This is a genomic window from Streptomyces sp. CNS606, from assembly GCF_000426325.1.
Genome location: NZ_AUFD01000011.1, coordinates 179,565 through 195,891 on the forward strand (window position 1 = coordinate 179,565; position 16,327 = coordinate 195,891).

A 16,327-nucleotide genomic window follows, 5' to 3' on the forward strand; every position below is an offset into this window, starting at 1 on the left:
GCCGCTGAGCCCCCTTGCTCCGTGCGTGCGTTAATGAGCGTTAACCTGGTGCTCACAGGTTAACGCTCATTAACGTGCCTGTCTAGAATGGCCGGCATGACGACCAGTGCGGCACGTGACCGAGCCACCCCGACCCGGCGCGACCAGATCCTGCGGGAGGCGGCCCGGCTCTTCGCGGAGCGCGGCTTCCACGGCGTGGGCGTCGACGAGATAGGTGCGGCCGTCGGCATCAGCGGCCCCGGCCTCTACCGGCACTTCGCCGGGAAGGACGCGATGCTGGCGGAGCTGCTGGTGGGTATCAGCGAACGGCTGCACGAGGGCGGCGTGGCACGGGTGGAGGAGTCGGTCTCCGCCGGTCTCGCCCCGGAGGCCACGCTGGACGCGCTGATCGCCGGTCACATCGACTTCGCGCTCGACGACCGCTCTCTGATCACCCTGCACGACCGGGAACTGGACCGGCTGCGGGACGACGACCGCAAGCAGGTGCGCAAGCTGCAGCGGCAGTACGTCGAGCTCTGGGTGGGCGCCGTGCGGGCCGTGTATCCGGGGCTCACCGAGCTGGAGGCGCGGGTCTCGGTGCACACCGTCTTCGGGCTGCTCAACTCCACGCCCCACCTCTCCGGGTCCTCCTCGCTCCCGGATCGCGGGACGACCGCCGCCCTGCTGCACCGGCTGGCGCGCGGCGCGCTGGCGGCCGCCCGGGCGGACGGCGGCTCTGGACAGCCGCACTGACTGCCGGGTAACTTGTCTGAGCAAGCGCTTAGACAGCGGGAGGTGGCGCAGTGCGGCGTACGGTGTTCCACGACGACCACGAGGCGTTCCGACGGACCGTCCGCGACTTCATCGAGGCCGAAGTCGTCCCCGTCTACCCCGAGTGGGCCGCGCAGGGATACGTCCCGCGCGATTTCTACAAGAAGCTCGGCGAGCTGGGCGTCTTCGGCATCGAGGTGCCCGAGGAGTACGGCGGCGCGGGCGAGACCAGCTTCAAGTACAACGCGGTCATCAGCGAGGAGTGCGCCCGCGCCGGGGTCAGCTTCGGCGGCTCCAGCGTGCACACCGCGCTGTGCCTGCCCTACATCCTGGCCTACGGCACCGAGGAGCAGAAGCAGCGCTGGCTGCCCGCTTTCGTGTCCGGCGAGATGATGACCGCGATCGCCATGACCGAGCCCGGCACGGGTTCCGACCTGGCCGGCATGCGCACCACGGCCAAGCTGTCCGAGGACGGCACCCACTACGTCCTCAACGGCGCCAAGACCTTCATCACCGGCGGCGCGCAGGCCGACCGGGTGCTCGTCTGCTGCCGCACCGCGCCCCCGAGCCCCGAGGACCGCCGGGCCGGCATCTCCATCCTGGTGGTGGACGCCTCCTCGGAGGGGTACGCCGTCGGCCGCACGCTCGACAAGCTGGGCCTGAAGTCCTCCGACACCGCGGAGCTCTCCTTCACCGACGTCAAGGTGCCCGTCGAGGACCTGCTCGGCGAGGAGGGCGAGGCGTTCGGCTATCTCGCCCACAACCTGCCGCAGGAGCGCCTCGGCATCGCGTTCGGGGCCTACGCGCAGGCCGCCGCGGCCGTCCGCTTCGCGAAGGAGTACGTCAAGGAGCGCACGGTCTTCGGCAAGGAGGTCGCCTCCTTCCAGAACACCAAGTTCGTGCTCGCCGACTGCCAGGCCGACGTCGACGCCATGCAGGCCGTCGTCGACCGCGCCCTGGAGGCGCACGACGCCCGCGAGCTGACCGCGGCCGACGCCGCCTCCGCGAAGCTCTTCACCACCGAGACCGCCGCGCACGTCATCGACAAGTGCCTCCAGCTGCACGGCGGCTACGGCTACATGACGGAGTACCCCATCTCCCGGCTGTACGCCGACACCCGCGTCACCCGGATCTACGGCGGAACCAGCGAGGTCATGCGCTCCATCATCGCCAAGTCCATGGGACTGTGAGGAGTGTGAACGACCCCGGCACCCCCGAACCGCACGACCCGGACACGGACACGGACCCGGACCCGGGGGACCTGCTCGACCTGCTCGATCTGCTCGACCTGGAGCGGATCGAGCAGGACATCTTCCGGGGCGCGAGCCGCCAGGCCGTGATCCCCCGGGTCTTCGGCGGCCAGGTGGCGGCGCAGGCCCTGGTCGCGGCCTGCCGCACCGTTCCCGAGGGGCGGCTGCCGCACTCGCTGCACGCGTACTTCCTGCGCCCCGGAGACTCGGGGGCGCCCATCGTCTACACGGTGGACCGCATCCGCGACGGCCGGTCCTTCACCACCCGCCGGGTCGTCGCCGTGCAGCACGGGCAGCCGATCTTCCACCTCTCCGCCTCCTGCCAGGCGCACGAGGACGGCCTGGAGCACCAGGCGCGGATGCCCGACACGCCGGACCCCGACACGCTGCCGCGCGCCGAGGAGATGATGCCGCGGTACGCGCACCTGTTCAGTGACCCGCGGGTGCCTCAGAAGCTGCTCAGGGCCCGGGCGGCGGTCGACCTGCGGTACGTCGAGGCCCCGCCGTTCGCCCGCGCCGGCGAGCCCCGGGAGCCGCGCTCCCAGGTGTGGTTCCGCACCAACGGCAAGCTCGACGGCCTCCTGGACGACCCCACCCTGCACATCTGCCTGGCCACCTACGTCTCGGACATGACCCTGCTGGACTCGGTGCTGCTGGCGCACGGGCGCGGCGGCTGGGCGGTCGGCGACGTCGTGGGCGCGAGCCTGGACCACGCGATGTGGTTCCACCGCCCCTTCCGGGCCGACGAATGGCTGCTGTACGACCAGGAGTCGCCGACCGCGCAGGGCGGCCGCGGGCTGGCCGCCGGACGGATCTTCACCCGCGACGGCCGGCTCGCCGTCTCCGTCATCCAGGAGGGCGTCGTCCGCGTCCCGCGCTGACCGGGACGACGGCCCCCGTGCCCCGCCGCCCGGCGCGGCCCGGCGTCACCGCGCGGGTTCAGCCCAGGCGCCGGAAGAGCTCGACCCACGTGTCCGGCGGCACCAGGCCGACCGGCGTGCCCGGCTCCAGCCCGGCGGCCGCGAAGACGTCGCGGACCCGGCGGGGGCGGTGTCGGCGGGCCAGGGTGGCGCCGAGGGAACCGCCGACGCCGGTGAAGCCGTGGGCGACGAACTCTCTGTAGGCGGGAAGCGCCGGACGCGGCAGCAACGGCGCCGGCCGGCGTGCGATCCGCAGCACCGCCGAGTCCGTCCGCGGCACCGGCGTGAAGGACTCGCGCGGCACGCGCCCCTCCACCCGCCAGGTGAACTCCGGCCAGCTGCCCACGGTCACCAGTGACCAGCGCCCGTAGCCGCCGGTGCGCTTGCGAGCGTACTCGAGCTGGGTGAGCAGGGTCGCGGAGGTCATCGCGGGCGCGCTCAGACACCATCGGACGATGTCCGAGGTGCGCGCGAAGGGGATGTTGCCGACGACGGCGAACGGTTCCCGGGGCGGCCGCGCCCGCAGGAAGTCGCCGGTCACGGTGCGCACGTTGGGCTCGTTCCGCAGCCTCCGGGGCAGCGCGGCGGCGAGGCGCGGGTCGATCTCGTACGCCACCACCTGCCGGCAACGGCGGGCCAGGGCGCGGGTCAGCACCCCTTCGCCCGCGCCCGGTTCGACGACCAGGTCGTCCGGGCGCAGCCGGGAGGCGCGCACGAGGCGGTGTACGGCGGCGGGGTCGTGCAGGAAGTTCTGGGAGAGCGTGCTGCGGCGGCGAGCCACGGTGAAGTCCTCTGGTGTGAGGACAGGCGGGGGCGCGCGGGCGGCGGCCGGGCCTGTCCGGGGCGATGGGGACACCGGAGGCCCTGGGCGGGCACGTCGACGGAGCGCGGCTCGGATCAGGAGTGCGCGAGGGTGCGACCCGCCGCGCGCACGAGGGTGCGTGCGGTAGGCGGGGAAGCGCGGGGCGGACTCAGGCGCCGAGGGCGTCCTGGCGTGCGGCCAGGGCGCTGCGCCGAGCGCGCGGACGGAGGCAGAGCCGGGCGGACCAGCCGGTGCGCCGCGCGTCGGCGTGCGCGCCGTCGATGATCGCCGCGAAGGGGGCGGACATGAGGGGGACGCTAGGCCGCCCGGGACGGGCGCGGCAAGCGGTTTTCCGGCGGCCGCCGCAAGGGCGCCGCCCGAGCTGCGCGGGTGCCGGGCGCCGAGGGTCAGGCGTCGGTGAGGCCGGCCGCGTCCAGCAGGTACGCGATCATCGGCTCGTAGAACCGGGGGTCGGCCACGTGGTCGTCCAGCGGCACGGCGACGGAGAGCGTGTCCTCCGCCTCGCCGAGGAAGAGCGCGGGGTCGTTGCAGTCGGCGAAGCCGACCGTGTCGAGGCCGCGCTGCGCCGCGCAGCCCGCCCAGCCGTGGTCGGCGAACACCAGGTCGGGCATGCCGTGCCCGGCCCGCTCGTAGGCGTCGAGGATCTGCCGCATCGGTTCGGGCGAGTGCGTGTGCCACAGCGAGGCGCCGCGTTCGTGCACGGCGACGCCCGCGAACTGCACGACCACGCCCTCGTCGGCGTACAGCCCGAGCGGCACGCGGGCTATGTCGCAGCCCGCCGACCGCAGCGCCCGGGCGACCGTGCCGTGCACGTCCAGCAGGCCGCCGGGGTGGCCGGTGGCGAAGAGCACCCGTTTGCGGTCCTCCGCCGCCTTGCGCAGCTCCGCGGCGGCCCGGTCGAGGGCGCCGACGGTCAGCTCCGGGTCGATGGTGTCCTGGCCGTGCCGGTGGTCGGGGTCGTCGCTCACGCCCACCCGCTCGGCCATCACCGCGAGCACGTCCTGCTCGTCCGACCACCGGTCGCCCAGCTCCAGGCCCAGCCAGTAGTGCCGGTTGCCGTTCGCCAGCTCGCGGTAGTGGGACAGGTTGTTCTCGCGCGGCGTGGCCACGTGCCCGGCGATCCGGGTGTGCACCAGGTGCTCCAGGAGCGCGGTGCGGCTGGGAACGGCGGGCAGTGGGAGCGACGAAGACATGCCGCCATTGTGTCCCGTACGCCTGGTCGATGGACGGAGTGTCCAAATAGGCGGCCCGGGATCTGCACATCCGTCCATGGGGACGCCCGCGCGGGCTGCCTACCCTTCCCCTCATGAGCACCCCTTCCGAGCAGTCCGCTGCACGCCCCGAGCCCGTCGGGCCTGTCGACTCCTCCCGCATTCCCCGCTACGCCGGCCCGGCGACCTTCGCCCGGCTGCCCCGCCTGGACGAGGTGGGCGGCCGGACCGACGTCGCCGTGGTCGGCGTGCCGTTCGACACCGGCGTCTCGTACCGGCCGGGCGCCCGCTTCGGCGGCAACGCGATCCGGGAGGCGTCCCGGCTGCTGCGCCCCTACAACCCGGCGCAGGACGCGTCGCCCTTCGCCCTGGCCCAGGTCGCGGACGCGGGGGACATCGCGGCGAACCCGTTCCGCATCGACGAGGCCGTGGAGACGGTGCAGGCGGCGGCCGACGAGATCCTCGGCTCCGGCGCCCGGATGATGACACTGGGCGGCGACCACACCATCGCGCTGCCCCTGCTGCGCGCGGTCGCGCGCAAGCACGGCCCGGTGGCGCTGCTGCACTTCGATGCGCACCTGGACACCTGGGACACCTACTTCGGCGCCGCCTACACCCACGGCACGCCGTTCCGCCGGGCGGTGGAGGAGGGCATCCTCGACACCGAGGCGCTCAGCCACGTCGGCATCCGCGGCCCGCTGTACGGCCGCAAGGACCTCACCGACGACGAGAAGATGGGCTTCGGCATCGTCACCTCCGCCGACGTGATGCGGCGCGGCGTGGACGAGGTCGCCCAGCAGCTGCGGGAGCGCATCGGCGACCGCCCGCTGTACGTGTCCATCGACATCGACGTGCTCGACCCGGCGCACGCGCCCGGCACGGGCACTCCGGAGGCGGGCGGCCTGACCTCGCGCGAGCTGCTGGAAATCCTGCGCGGCCTGGCCGGTTGCCACCTGGTCTCGGCCGACCTGGTGGAGGTGGCCCCGGCCTACGACCACGCGGAGATGACCGCGGTCGCCGCCTCGCACACCGCGTACGAGCTGACCACCTTGATGACGCGGCAGATCGCCGAGGCCCGGGACGGGACCTCCTGAAGCGCCCGCCCGGCGGGCGGCCGGTGCTCCGACGCCTCGTCGAACGCCGGTTCCACGCCGGGGAGCATCGGTTCTCGGCCAACTTGGCGACGCAGTCCGGGCACCGTTCGTGGCGGATCCTGTGCGGTGCGTCACACTTCCTGGTGGAGGCCACTGGCGGAAAACCGCTGGTGGGTGGCGTGTGATGCCCGGGTGACACTCTGTTGTCATGTGACGTTATGAAAGCAGTTTAATACGCAACGTTACCGATTCTGTGCGGTCGATGTGCACGGCGTGGAAGTTTCCGACAGAATCCTGAGCGCTGCCCCGCGGGATGGGGCGCCGTCGAACGGACGGAGGGCCGGCCCTGTGGGGGGTGCCTGGTCCACCGAAGGCCACCGAGACGGACGCCCCCAGCCGGTACGGCCCCGGAGAAGTATGCGGCTCCTCCGGGGCCCGACCGGATTCTTCCCCCGATCGCGGAGGGAATGCCCCGCCGCCGTCGGCCTCCGGGATGAAATCCCCCGTCCGCGACGTTGCACCCTTCCGTCAGTGATCGACCGGAGGGGAGCGCGAGCGTGGGGGAGAAGGTGACCGGAGCCGCCGGGCGGACCGGAAGCGGAGACGGGCCGGAGGGCCGCCGCGGATGGGCCCGCAGGCTGAGTGCGTACTGCTGGCACTACCGGCGGAACGTGCTGCTGGCCCTCGGCGCCTCGCTGGCCGGCATGGGCCTGATGGCCCTCGTGCCGCTCCTCGTCAAGGTGGTCATCGACGACGTCGTGGTCGGCGACCAGGGCGGCCTGGAGATCTGGGTCGGCCTGCTGATCGCCGTCGCCGTCGCCGTCTACGGCCTCACCTACGTCCGCCGCTTCTACGGCGGACGCCTCGCGCTCGACGTCCAGCACGACCTGCGCACCGACATGTACGAGGCGATCGTCCGCCTCGACGGCCACCGGCAGGACGAACTCAGCACCGGCCAGGTCGTCGGACGCGGCACCAGCGACCTCCAGCTCGTGCAGAGCCTGCTGTTCATGCTCCCCATGATGATCGGCAACGCCCTCCTCTTCCTGGTCGCGCTGGTCGTCATGCTGGTGCTCTCCCCGCTGCTGACTCTCGTCTCGCTGGCCGTCGCGCCGTTGCTGTGGATCATCGCCAACCGCAGCCGCACCCGACTGTTTCCAGCCACCTGGTACGCCCAGCAGCAGGCCGGTTCGGTGGCCTCGGTCGTGGACGGCGCGGTCACCGGCGTGCGCGTGGTGAAGGGCTTCGGCCAGGAGGAGCAGGAGACGGGGAAGCTGCGCCGCATCAGCCGCACGCTCTTCGCCGCCCGGCTGCGCACCGTCAAGCTCAACGCCCGCTACACCCCCGCCCTCCAGGCGGTGCCCTCGCTCGGCCAGGTCGCCATGCTGGCGCTCGGCGGCTGGCTCGCCACCGAGGGGCGCATCACCCTCGGCACGTTCGTCGCCTTCTCCGCCTACCTCGCCCAGCTCGTCGGGCCCGTACGGATGCTGGCGATGGTGCTCACCGTCGGCCAGCAGGCGCGGGCCGGCGTCGAGCGCGTCTTCGACCTCATCGACACCGAGCCCAAGCTGACCGAACGCCCGGGCGCGCACGAACTGCCCGCCGACGCGGACGCCTCCGTCGAGTTCGACGACGTCACCTTCGGCTACGGCGACGGCCCACCGGTGCTGGACGGGCTCAGCCTGCGCATCGAGCCGGGCGAGACGGTCGCCGTCGTGGGCACCAGCGGATCCGGGAAGTCGACAGTCTCGCTGCTGCTGCCCCGCTACTACGACGTCACCGGCGGCGCCGTCCGGGTCGGCGGCCACGACGTGCGCGACCTCTCCACGGGCTCGCTGCGCGCCGCGATCGGCCTCGTCCCGGAGAACAGCTTCCTCTTCTCCGAGTCGCTGCGGGACAACATCGCCTACGGCGCCCCGGACGCCACCGACGAGCAGGTCCGCGCCGCCGCCCGCGCGGCCCAGGCCGACGGCTTCATCTCCGAGATGCCCGACGGCTACGACACCATGGTCGGCGAGCAGGGCCTGACCCTCTCCGGCGGCCAGCGGCAGCGCGTCGCGCTCGCCCGCGCCATCCTCACCGACCCCCGGCTCCTCGTCCTGGACGACGCCACCTCCGCCGTGGACGCCCGCGTCGAGCACGAGATCCACGAGGCGCTGCGCGGCGTGATGGCCGGCCGGACGACGCTGCTCATCGCACACCGCCTCTCCACCCTCGCGCTGGCCGACCGCATCGCCGTCCTGGACGGCGGCCGCCTGGTCGACGTCGGCACGCACGACGATCTGACCGGCCGCTGCTCCCTGTACCGCCGCCTGCTCACCGACCCCGACGAACTCGCCGACGTCGAACGCGACCCGGCCGGACTCGCCGGCCACGACGCGCACCGCCGGGTCGACGGGGTGACCCCGGAACTGTGGGTGCGCCCGGAGGAGGACGAGGCCGACTCCGCCACCGGCTCCGACGGCGGCCGCACGGCGACCGCCCACGCCCAGGCCGGACGCCCGGGCAGCTTCGCCGCCGAACTCGCCGGCATGCCCGGCAGCCCCGAACTCCTCGCCCGCGTCGCCGCGCTGCCACCCGCCGACGACGAACCGGAGGTCGACGAACGGCACGCCACACGCCCCGAGCCCTCCTACGGCCTGCGCCGGCTGCTGCACGGCTTCGGCCGCCCGCTCTCCGTCGCGTTCGCCTTCGTCGCTCTCGACGCCCTCGCCGCGCTGATGCTGCCCGTCCTGATCCGGCACGGCATCGACGAGGGCGTCTCCCAACGCGCCCTCGACGCCGTGTGGTGGGCGTCCGCGCTCGCACTGCTCGTCGTCGTCGGGCAGTGGGGCGCCCAGTTCGCCGCCATGCGCTTCACCGGCCGCACCGGCGAACGCGTGCTGTACGCGCTGCGTGTGAAGATCTTCGCCCAGCTCCAGCGGCTCGGCCTCGACTACTACGAACGGCACCTGACCGGCGCCGTCATGACCCGCATGACCACGGACGTCGACGCGCTGTCCACCTTCCTGCAGACCGGGCTGGTCACCGCACTCGTCGCGCTGCTCACCTTCTTCGGCATCCTCGTGGCCCTGCTGGTCATCGACCTGCAGCTCGCGCTGGTCGTGTTCGCCGCGCTGCCGCTGCTGATCGTCGGCACCGTCTTCTTCCGCCGGCAGAGCGTGAAGGCGTACGAACTCGCCCGCGAGCGGGTCAGCGTGGTCAACGCCGACCTCCAGGAGAGCGTCGCCGGGCTGCGCATGGTGCAGGCGTTCCGCCGGGAGGACGGCGGCGCCGAGCGGTTCGCCGCCCGCAGCGGCGCCTACCGGCGGGCCCGCATCCGCGGCCAGTGGCTGATCTCCGTCTACTTCCCCTTCGTGCAGCTGCTCGCCGCCCTCGCGACCGCCGCGGTGCTGGTCGTCGGCGCCGGCCGTGTCGACGACGGGACGCTCACGGCCGGTGCCCTGGTCGCCTATCTGCTGTACATCGAGCTGTTCTTCGCCCCCGTGCAGCAGCTCTCACAGGTCTTCGACGGCTACCAGCAGGCAGCCGTCGCGCTGGGCCGCATCCAGCAGCTCCTCGGCGAGCAGACCACCACGCCGCCCGCCGCGACGCCGCGCGAGGTCCGTGAGCTGCGCGGCGAGGTCGCGTTCGAGGACGTCCACTTCCACTACGCCACCGCCGACGGGACGGGTTCCGACCCGCACGAGGCGGCGCTGGCGGGCATCGACCTCACGGTGGAGGCGGGCACCACCGTGGCCTTCGTGGGCGAGACCGGCGCCGGCAAGTCCACTCTGGTCAAGCTCGTGGCCCGGTTCTACGACCCGACCCGCGGCACGGTACGGGTGGACGGCGCGGACCTGCGCGAACTCGACCTCACCACCTACCGGCACCGCCTCGGCGTCGTGCCGCAGGAGCCGTACCTGTTCCCCGGCACCGTCCGGGAGGCCATCGCCTACGGCCGCCCCGGCGCCACCGACGCCGACGTCGAGTCGGCGGCACGTGCGGTCGGCGCACACGACATGGTCGCCTCCCTGCCCGGCGGCTACCTGCACCCCGTCTCCGAACGCGGGCGCAACCTCTCCGCCGGTCAGCGGCAGCTCCTCGCCCTGGCCCGGGCACAGCTCGTCGACCCGGACGTGCTGCTGCTCGACGAGGCGACCGCCGCCCTCGACCTGGCCACCGAGTCGCTGGTGAACCGCGCCACGGACCGGCTCGCCCGCCGCCGCACGACGCTCGTGGTGGCGCACCGGCTCTCCACCGCGGCACGCGCGGACCGGGTGGTCGTGCTCGACCACGGCCGCATCGCGGAGTCCGGCACGCACGAGGAACTCCTGGCCCGCGACGGCCGGTACGCCGAGCTGTGGCGGGTCTACGCGGGGGAGACCGCGCCCGCACCCACAGCGTGACCGCCGGGGGCGGTCAACGCCCCCGGTTGCGGGGATGGTTGCGGGCGGTGCGCTCGTTGCCGTGCTTGTAGGCGCCGGTCCAGCGGGCCATCACCAGCTGCTCGTCCCCGGCCCCCACCTCGGCGAGGAACCGTGCGGCGCGGCCCCCGCGGAGGGCGGCGGCCTCCCGGCCGTGGTGGGTGACGACGACGCTTCCGTCGCCGTGCTGCGCGTAGGCGAACCCGTGAGGTCTCGGCATGCCGCGACAGTACGTCACCCTGCGCAGCGCGCCACCAGATATTCGTCGACCGTCTGCACCCGACCGCCGGGCAGGTTCTCCCCCTCGCGACGCCAACGGATCGCGGCGATCTCCTCGTTGGGGGTGAACGGCAGGCGGACGGTCACGCTCCCGGTGAACACCGCGCCGTAGAGCACGGACCGGTCCGGCAGCTTCGTGCGTGCGAAACCGGCGAAGCGCAGGTCCTCCGGCGCGACGTGCTGGCCCGCCTCCTCCCGCAACTCCCGCACCGCCGCCTCGCGCGGCGTCTCGCCCGGCTCGATGCCGCCGCCGGGGATCTCCCAGCAGCCGCGGTGCCGTTCCAGCACCATCAGCACCCGGTCCTCGTGCCGGAGCACGACCAGCGCGTAGCCCACCGCGGCGTCGGGAAACCCGGTGTGCTCGGGCTCGGGGTGGAAGGACAGCAGCTCCATGCCCAGCGGACCGGTCACAAGGGGCGTCGTCGCCTCGGCGTCGCTCATGCTCCGACCCTATGCCGTGCGGTCCGGGCCGCGCGGGCGTGCGACGGTGCCGGTTCCCGGGCTCTCCGGTAGCCGGTCGGCTGGAATCCCCGAACGACCCTGGCGGGCCGCGCGGTGCGGGGATAGGTTCGCGGGCGACCTTTGCGACCCAGGGGAGGGCGTATGCACAAGGCGCTGAGGTGGCTGCTGTCGCTGGTGGTGCTCATAGGCACCGTCGGGATCGGCACCGCTTCCGCGTCGGCCGAATCGGCCGAGAACGCGGACATCAAGCAGAGACTCCTGGCCATACCCGGGATGAGTCTCATCGAGGAGAAGCCGGTCGACGGCTACCGCTTCTTCCTCCTGAACTACGAACAGCCCGTCGACCACCGGAACCCGGAGGCCGGCACGTTCCAGCAGCGGATCTCGATCCTGCACAAGCACGTCGACCGGCCCACGGTCTTCTTCACCTCCGGCTACAACATGAGCACCCAGCCGCGCCGCAGCGAACCGACGCAGATCGTGGACGGCAACCAGGTGTCCATGGAGTACCGGTTCTTCACGCCCTCGCGGCCGGAGCCCGCCGACTGGAGCAAGCTGACCATCTGGCAGGCCGCCAGCGACCAGCACCGCATCCACGACGCGCTGGAGGACGTCTACGACCAGAACTGGGTGGCCACCGGCGGCAGCAAGGGCGGCATGACGGCCACCTACTACCGCCGCTTCTACCCGTACGACATGGACGGCACCATCGCCTACGTGGCGCCGAACAACGTCGACGACCGCGACGACCGGGCGTACGACGAGTTCTTCGCCACCGTGGGCACCGAGGAATGCCGGACCGCGCTCAACGCGGTGCAGCGCGAGGCGTTCGTGCGCCGTGACGAGATGGTCGAGCGCTACCGGCAGCAGGCGGAGGCGGAAGGCTGGACCTTCGACCTGATCGGCGACGTCGACCGGGCCTACGAGGTCGTCGTGCTGGACCTGGTGTACGCCTTCTGGCAGTACCAGCCGGAGTCCGAGTGCGCGAACGTGCCCGCCGCCGACGCCGCGACGGACGAGATCTGGAACTTCGTCGACGCCGTCTCCGGCTTCTCCTTCTACACCGACCAGGGCCTGACGCCGTACGTGCCGTACTACTACCAGGCGGGCACCCAGATGGGTAACCCGGACATGGAGAACGCGCACCTCGACGGGCTGCTGCGCTACCCGGGCATCAACGCGCCGCGCAGCTTCGTGCCCGAGGACATCCCGATGGACTTCGAGCGGCGCGCCATGCGGGACATCGACCGCTGGGTGCGCAAGCACTCCTCCGAGATGCTCTTCGTCAACGGCGAGAACGACCCGTGGGGCGCCGAGCCCTTCCGCGTCGGCAAGAAGGCCGACGACTCCTACGTCTTCACCGCGCCGGGCGCCAACCACGGTGCCGACATCGCGAGCCTGAAGGACGGGGAGCGGCGGATCGCCACCGAAGCCCTGCTCGACTGGGCGGACGTGGAGAACGAGCAGCCGGAGGCCGACACCGCCACCAAGCGGCTGACCGAGCCGGACCGGAAGCTGGACAAGCAGGTTGAGCGGCAGCGGACCTTCCGCCCGTGACCTGAGCACGGACGGCGTGGGTGGCGGCAGCGCCCCCACGCCGTCCGTTCACAGCTCCAGGCGCCAGTCCTGCCCCACCAGGTCCACCCCGTAGCTGTGGTGCGGCTTCTCTCCGGCGAGGGTGAAGCCGGCCCTCTGGTAGATGCGCCGGGCCGCGTCCAAGACGGAGTTGGTCCACAGCACCATCTCCCGGTACCCCTGCTCCCGGGCGAACCCGACGCACTCGCGCACCAGGCGGTCGCCCAGCCCGTGGCCCCGGGCGTCGGGCTCGACGAGCAGCAGCCGGAGCCGGGCGGCGCCCGGTATGCCGGTGTCCCGTACGCACATCACCGAACCCGCGCGCTCCCCGTCGAGTTCGGCTATCCACACCCGCTCCCGCTCCGCGTCGTGCCCGGCCGCGAACTCGCCCACGATGCGGGCCACCAGCGCCTCGAAGCCCGCGTCCCAGCCGTACTCGCGGGCGTACAGCTCGCCGTGGCGCTGGACGATCCAGCCCAGGTCGCCCGGCTCCGGCCCGCGCAGCCGCACCCGCGACGAGGGCCGCACGGACCGCTCCTCGCCCAGCACGGTGCGGATGGTGCCCATCGCCTCGGCCAGCCGGTCGCGGTCGTCCGAGGAGATCCGGTCGAGCAGGGCCCCCACCGATTCCAGGGAGCGTTCCTCCAGCAGTGTCGCCGCCTCGCGTCCGCCCTCGGTGAGGGTGATCCGCTGCCGGCGTGCGTCCTCGGCGGAGGGCTCCCGGGTGAGCAGCCCGTCCTTCTCGAACTTCATCAGCAGCCGGCTCAGGTGGCCCGCGTCCAGGTGCAGCGAGGTGCGCAGGTCCGCGGCGTCCAGCCGGCTGCCGTGCGCCAGCTCGTAGAGGATGCGGGCCTCGGTGAGCGTGTACGGCGTGTAGAGGTGACGGCTGTAGTCGAGGGCACCGATCAGGTTGGTGTAGAAGCGGTTGAACGCGCGGACTTCCTGGACGGTCATGACAGGCCCCCTGGGGAACGACGCCGGCCCCGGGGCCTGCGGCCACCGGGCGGGGCTCGGACTCGCAGCCCGGGAGCCGGACCCGGGGTCCGGCTCCCGAGAAACTTGACTGAGTCAAGGATAGGCACTTCCGAGCCGTCGGCGGAAGACCCCGCCCGGCATCTCACCCCTGAGGGTGACGCTCGGTCGTCTCCGGCCGTTCGCCGCCGCCGTACCGGTGCGGACTGTCGGTGGCGGGGGCTACGGTCTGTCACATGTCGTTCCAGCCCGCCGTGCTCGAGGGTGTCCTCGAGCGCATCACCTACGCCAACGAGGACAACGGCTACACCGTCGCCCGGGTGGACACCGGCCGGGGCGGTGAGCTGCTCACCGTCGTCGGGTCGCTGCTGGGCGCGCAGGTGGGCGAGTCGCTCCGGATGGAGGGGCGCTGGGGCTCGCACCCCCAGTACGGGCGGCAGTTCACGGTGGAGAACTACACGACGGTGCTCCCCGCCACGGTGCAGGGCATCCGCCGCTACCTGGGATCGGGGCTGATCAAGGGCATCGGACCGCGCATCGCCGAACGGATCGTGGACCACTTCGGCCTGGACACCCTGGACGTCGTCGAGCAGGAGCCGCAGCGGCTGATCGAGGTGCCGGGCCTGGGGCCCAAGCGGACGAAGAAGATCGCCGCCGCCTGGGAGGAGCAGAAGGCCATCAAGGAGGTGATGGTCTTCCTCCAGGGCGTCGGCGTCTCCACCTCGCTCGCCGTCCGCATCTACAAGAAGTACGGCGACGCCTCCATCTCCGTGGTGAAGAACCAGCCCTACCGGCTGGCCGCCGACGTCTGGGGCATCGGCTTCCTCACCGCGGACCGGCTGGCGCAGGCGCTGGGCATCCCGCACGACAGTCCGGAGCGGGTCAAGGCCGGCCTCCAGCACGCCCTCTCGCAGTCCACCGACCAGGGCCACTGCTTCCTCCCCGAGGAGCAGCTGATCTCCGACGCGGTCAAGCTTCTCCAGGTCGACACCGGGCTCGTCATCGAATGCCTCACGGAGCTGGCGCAGGACGAGGAGGGCGTGGTGCGGGAGCAGGTGCCGGGGTCGGACGGGGAGCCGGTCACCGCGGTCTACCTGGTGCCCTTCCATCGGGCCGAGATCTCCCTCGCCGCGCAGCTGATGCGACTGCTGCGGACCGACGAGGACCGGCTGCCCGCCTTCGGCGACGTCGACTGGGAGGCGGCGCTGGGCTGGCTCGGCCGTCGCACCGGCACCGACCTCGCCCCGGAGCAGTCGCAGGCCGTCCGGCTCGCGCTGACGCAGAAGGTGGCCGTGCTCACCGGCGGCCCGGGCTGCGGAAAGTCCTTCACCGTGCGCTCCGTGGTGGAGCTGGCGCGCGCGAAGAAGGCGCGGGTGGTGCTGGCCGCGCCCACCGGCCGGGCCGCCAAGCGGCTGTCCGAGCTGACCGGTGCCGAGGCGTCCACCGTGCACCGGCTGCTCGAACTCAAGCCCGGCGGCGACGCCGCCTACGACCGGGACCGCCCCCTGGAAGCGGACCTGGTGGTGGTCGACGAGGCGTCGATGCTCGACCTGCTGGTGGCGAACAAGCTGATCAAAGCCGTGCCCCCGGGCGCCCACCTGCTGCTGGTCGGCGACGTCGACCAACTGCCCTCCGTCGGCGCGGGGGAGGTGCTGCGGGACCTGCTCGCCGAGGGCGGCCCGGTCCCGGCCGTGCGGCTCACGCGGATCTTCCGGCAGGCGCAGCAGTCCGGCGTCGTCACCAACGCGCACCGCATCAACTCCGGTGTGCCCCCGGTGACCCACGGCCTGCCGGACTTCTTCCACTTCGTCGAGGACGACACCGAGGAGACGGGCCGGCTCACCGTCGACGTCGTCTCCCGGCGCATCCCGGCGAAGTTCGGGCTCGACCCGCGACGGGACGTTCAGGTGCTCACCCCCATGCACCGGGGCCCGGCCGGCGCCGGCACGCTCAACGGGCTGCTCCAGCAGGCCGTCACGCCCGCCCGGCCGGACCTGCCGGAGAAGCGGTTCGGCGGCCGCGTCTTCCGGGTCGGTGACAAGGTCACGCAGATCCGCAACAACTACGACAAGGGGGCGAACGGCGTCTTCAACGGCACGGTCGGCGTCGTCACCGCGCTGGACGCCGAGGAGCAGCGCCTCACCGTGCGCACCGACGAGGACGAGGAGGTGGGGTACGACTTCGACGAACTGGACGAACTGGCCCACGCCTACGCCGTCACCATCCACCGCTCGCAGGGCAGCGAGTACCCGGCGGTGGTGATCCCCGTCACCACCAGTGCCTGGATGATGCTCCAGCGGAACCTCCTCTACACGGCGGTCACGCGGGCCAGGCGGCTGGTCGTTCTGGTGGGTGCACGCAGGGCGATCGCCCAGGCGGTGCGCACGGTGTCGGCCGGCCGCCGGTGCACGGCGCTGGACCACCGGCTGAGCGGGGCGGTGCCCGCTCCCCGGCCCGGCGGGGGAGGTGCCCGTGTCGGCGGGGGTGACCAGCGCCCCCGGGAGGGTGCAGGATGGTCCTGACGGCGGCACTCCGTGCCACCGTGGGGCCCGTTCGCCGACCCCGAGTGCACCGCACGGCACCGG

The 16,327-nt window shown here is 72.6% G+C and carries 13 protein-coding genes; 7 read left to right on the forward strand and 6 right to left on the reverse strand.

All coding sequences use genetic code 11. The features are described 5' to 3' along the window. Positions 1-96: 96 nt before the first annotated feature. From K304_RS0109560 to tesB, 3 genes are all read left to right on the forward strand, one after another. Positions 97-732, forward strand: coding sequence for an SACE_7040 family transcriptional regulator (locus tag K304_RS0109560; protein WP_027763564.1), 636 nt, complete (start codon positions 97-99; stop codon positions 730-732). Between the two features lie 50 nt (positions 733-782). Beyond that, entirely contained in the window at positions 783-1,940 is a 1,158-nt protein-coding gene (locus tag K304_RS0109565; protein WP_027763565.1) for an acyl-CoA dehydrogenase family protein, read from the forward strand. Positions 1,941-2,011: 71 nt separating this feature from the next. Beyond that, positions 2,012-2,881 carry an acyl-CoA thioesterase II gene (gene tesB, locus K304_RS0109570; protein ID WP_027763566.1) on the forward strand — a complete coding sequence of 290 codons (870 nt, stop codon included), beginning with the start codon at positions 2,012-2,014 and terminating at the stop codon, positions 2,879-2,881. Positions 2,882-2,939: 58 nt separating this feature from the next. On the opposite strand, the gene erm is transcribed toward tesB, so the two are convergent. From erm to K304_RS0109585, 3 genes are all read right to left on the reverse strand, one after another. Then, positions 2,940-3,701 carry an ErmE/ErmH/ErmO/ErmR family 23S rRNA (adenine(2058)-N(6))-methyltransferase gene (gene erm / locus K304_RS0109575; protein WP_027763567.1) on the reverse strand — a complete coding sequence of 254 codons (762 nt, stop codon included), beginning with the start codon at positions 3,699-3,701 and terminating at the stop codon, positions 2,940-2,942. 190 nt (positions 3,702-3,891) lie between these two features. After that, entirely contained in the window at positions 3,892-4,029 is a 138-nt protein-coding gene (locus K304_RS33305; protein ID WP_158687321.1) for a hypothetical protein, read from the reverse strand. A gap of 100 nt (positions 4,030-4,129) precedes the next feature. Beyond that, on the reverse strand, positions 4,130-4,936 hold the full coding sequence (locus K304_RS0109585; protein ID WP_037789726.1) for a phosphatase: 807 nt from the start codon (positions 4,934-4,936) through the stop codon (positions 4,130-4,132). 113 nt (positions 4,937-5,049) lie between these two features. On the opposite strand from K304_RS0109585, the gene speB reads away from it, so the two are divergent. Next, positions 5,050-6,048, forward strand: coding sequence for an agmatinase (gene speB, locus K304_RS0109590; protein ID WP_027763569.1), 999 nt, complete (start codon positions 5,050-5,052; stop codon positions 6,046-6,048). A 569-nt stretch (positions 6,049-6,617) separates the two neighbouring features. Continuing rightward, positions 6,618-10,436 (forward strand): ABC transporter ATP-binding protein, encoded by a 3,819-nt coding sequence (locus K304_RS0109595; RefSeq protein WP_051308194.1) that lies wholly within the window; start codon positions 6,618-6,620, stop codon positions 10,434-10,436. Between the two features lie 13 nt (positions 10,437-10,449). Here the strand turns inward: K304_RS0109595 and K304_RS0109600 are convergent, their stop codons facing one another. Continuing rightward, positions 10,450-10,674, reverse strand: coding sequence for a hypothetical protein (locus K304_RS0109600; RefSeq protein ID WP_027763571.1), 225 nt, complete (start codon positions 10,672-10,674; stop codon positions 10,450-10,452). A gap of 14 nt (positions 10,675-10,688) precedes the next feature. Continuing rightward, positions 10,689-11,174 (reverse strand): NUDIX hydrolase, encoded by a 486-nt coding sequence (locus K304_RS0109605; protein ID WP_027763572.1) that lies wholly within the window; start codon positions 11,172-11,174, stop codon positions 10,689-10,691. Positions 11,175-11,336: 162 nt separating this feature from the next. On the opposite strand from K304_RS0109605, the gene K304_RS0109610 reads away from it, so the two are divergent. Then, positions 11,337-12,752 (forward strand): S28 family serine protease, encoded by a 1,416-nt coding sequence (locus K304_RS0109610; protein ID WP_027763573.1) that lies wholly within the window; start codon positions 11,337-11,339, stop codon positions 12,750-12,752. A 48-nt stretch (positions 12,753-12,800) separates the two neighbouring features. Here K304_RS0109610 and K304_RS0109615 read toward each other — a convergent pair whose 3' ends face one another. After that, the gene (locus tag K304_RS0109615) at positions 12,801-13,724 is read right to left on the reverse strand and encodes a bifunctional helix-turn-helix transcriptional regulator/GNAT family N-acetyltransferase (protein WP_027763574.1); all 924 of its coding nucleotides are present in this window, start codon (positions 13,722-13,724) and stop codon (positions 12,801-12,803) included. A gap of 254 nt (positions 13,725-13,978) precedes the next feature. Here K304_RS0109615 and recD2 point away from each other — a divergent pair, with 254 nt between their 5' ends. Then, a complete protein-coding gene (recD2, locus tag K304_RS28175) occupies positions 13,979-16,264 on the forward strand; it encodes an SF1B family DNA helicase RecD2 (protein ID WP_051308176.1) in 2,286 nt (761 codons plus the stop codon). Positions 16,265-16,327 lie beyond the last annotated feature (63 nt).

Bases quoted from the DNA above. Each gene is read 5' to 3' on its own strand.
- K304_RS0109560 (WP_027763564.1), top strand. From the start codon at position 97: ATGACGACCAGTGCGGCACGTGACCGAGCCACCCCGACCCGGCGCGAC.
- K304_RS33305 (WP_158687321.1), bottom strand. From the start codon at position 4,029: ATGTCCGCCCCCTTCGCGGCGATCATCGACGGCGCGCACGCCGACGCG.
- K304_RS0109585 (WP_037789726.1), bottom strand. From the start codon at position 4,936: ATGTCTTCGTCGCTCCCACTGCCCGCCGTTCCCAGCCGCACCGCGCTC.
- speB (WP_027763569.1), top strand. From the start codon at position 5,050: ATGAGCACCCCTTCCGAGCAGTCCGCTGCACGCCCCGAGCCCGTCGGG.
- K304_RS0109600 (WP_027763571.1), bottom strand. From the start codon at position 10,674: ATGCCGAGACCTCACGGGTTCGCCTACGCGCAGCACGGCGACGGAAGC.
- K304_RS0109605 (WP_027763572.1), bottom strand. From the start codon at position 11,174: ATGAGCGACGCCGAGGCGACGACGCCCCTTGTGACCGGTCCGCTGGGC.
- K304_RS0109610 (WP_027763573.1), top strand. From the start codon at position 11,337: ATGCACAAGGCGCTGAGGTGGCTGCTGTCGCTGGTGGTGCTCATAGGC.
- K304_RS0109615 (WP_027763574.1), bottom strand. From the start codon at position 13,724: ATGACCGTCCAGGAAGTCCGCGCGTTCAACCGCTTCTACACCAACCTG.
- recD2 (WP_051308176.1), top strand. From the start codon at position 13,979: ATGTCGTTCCAGCCCGCCGTGCTCGAGGGTGTCCTCGAGCGCATCACC.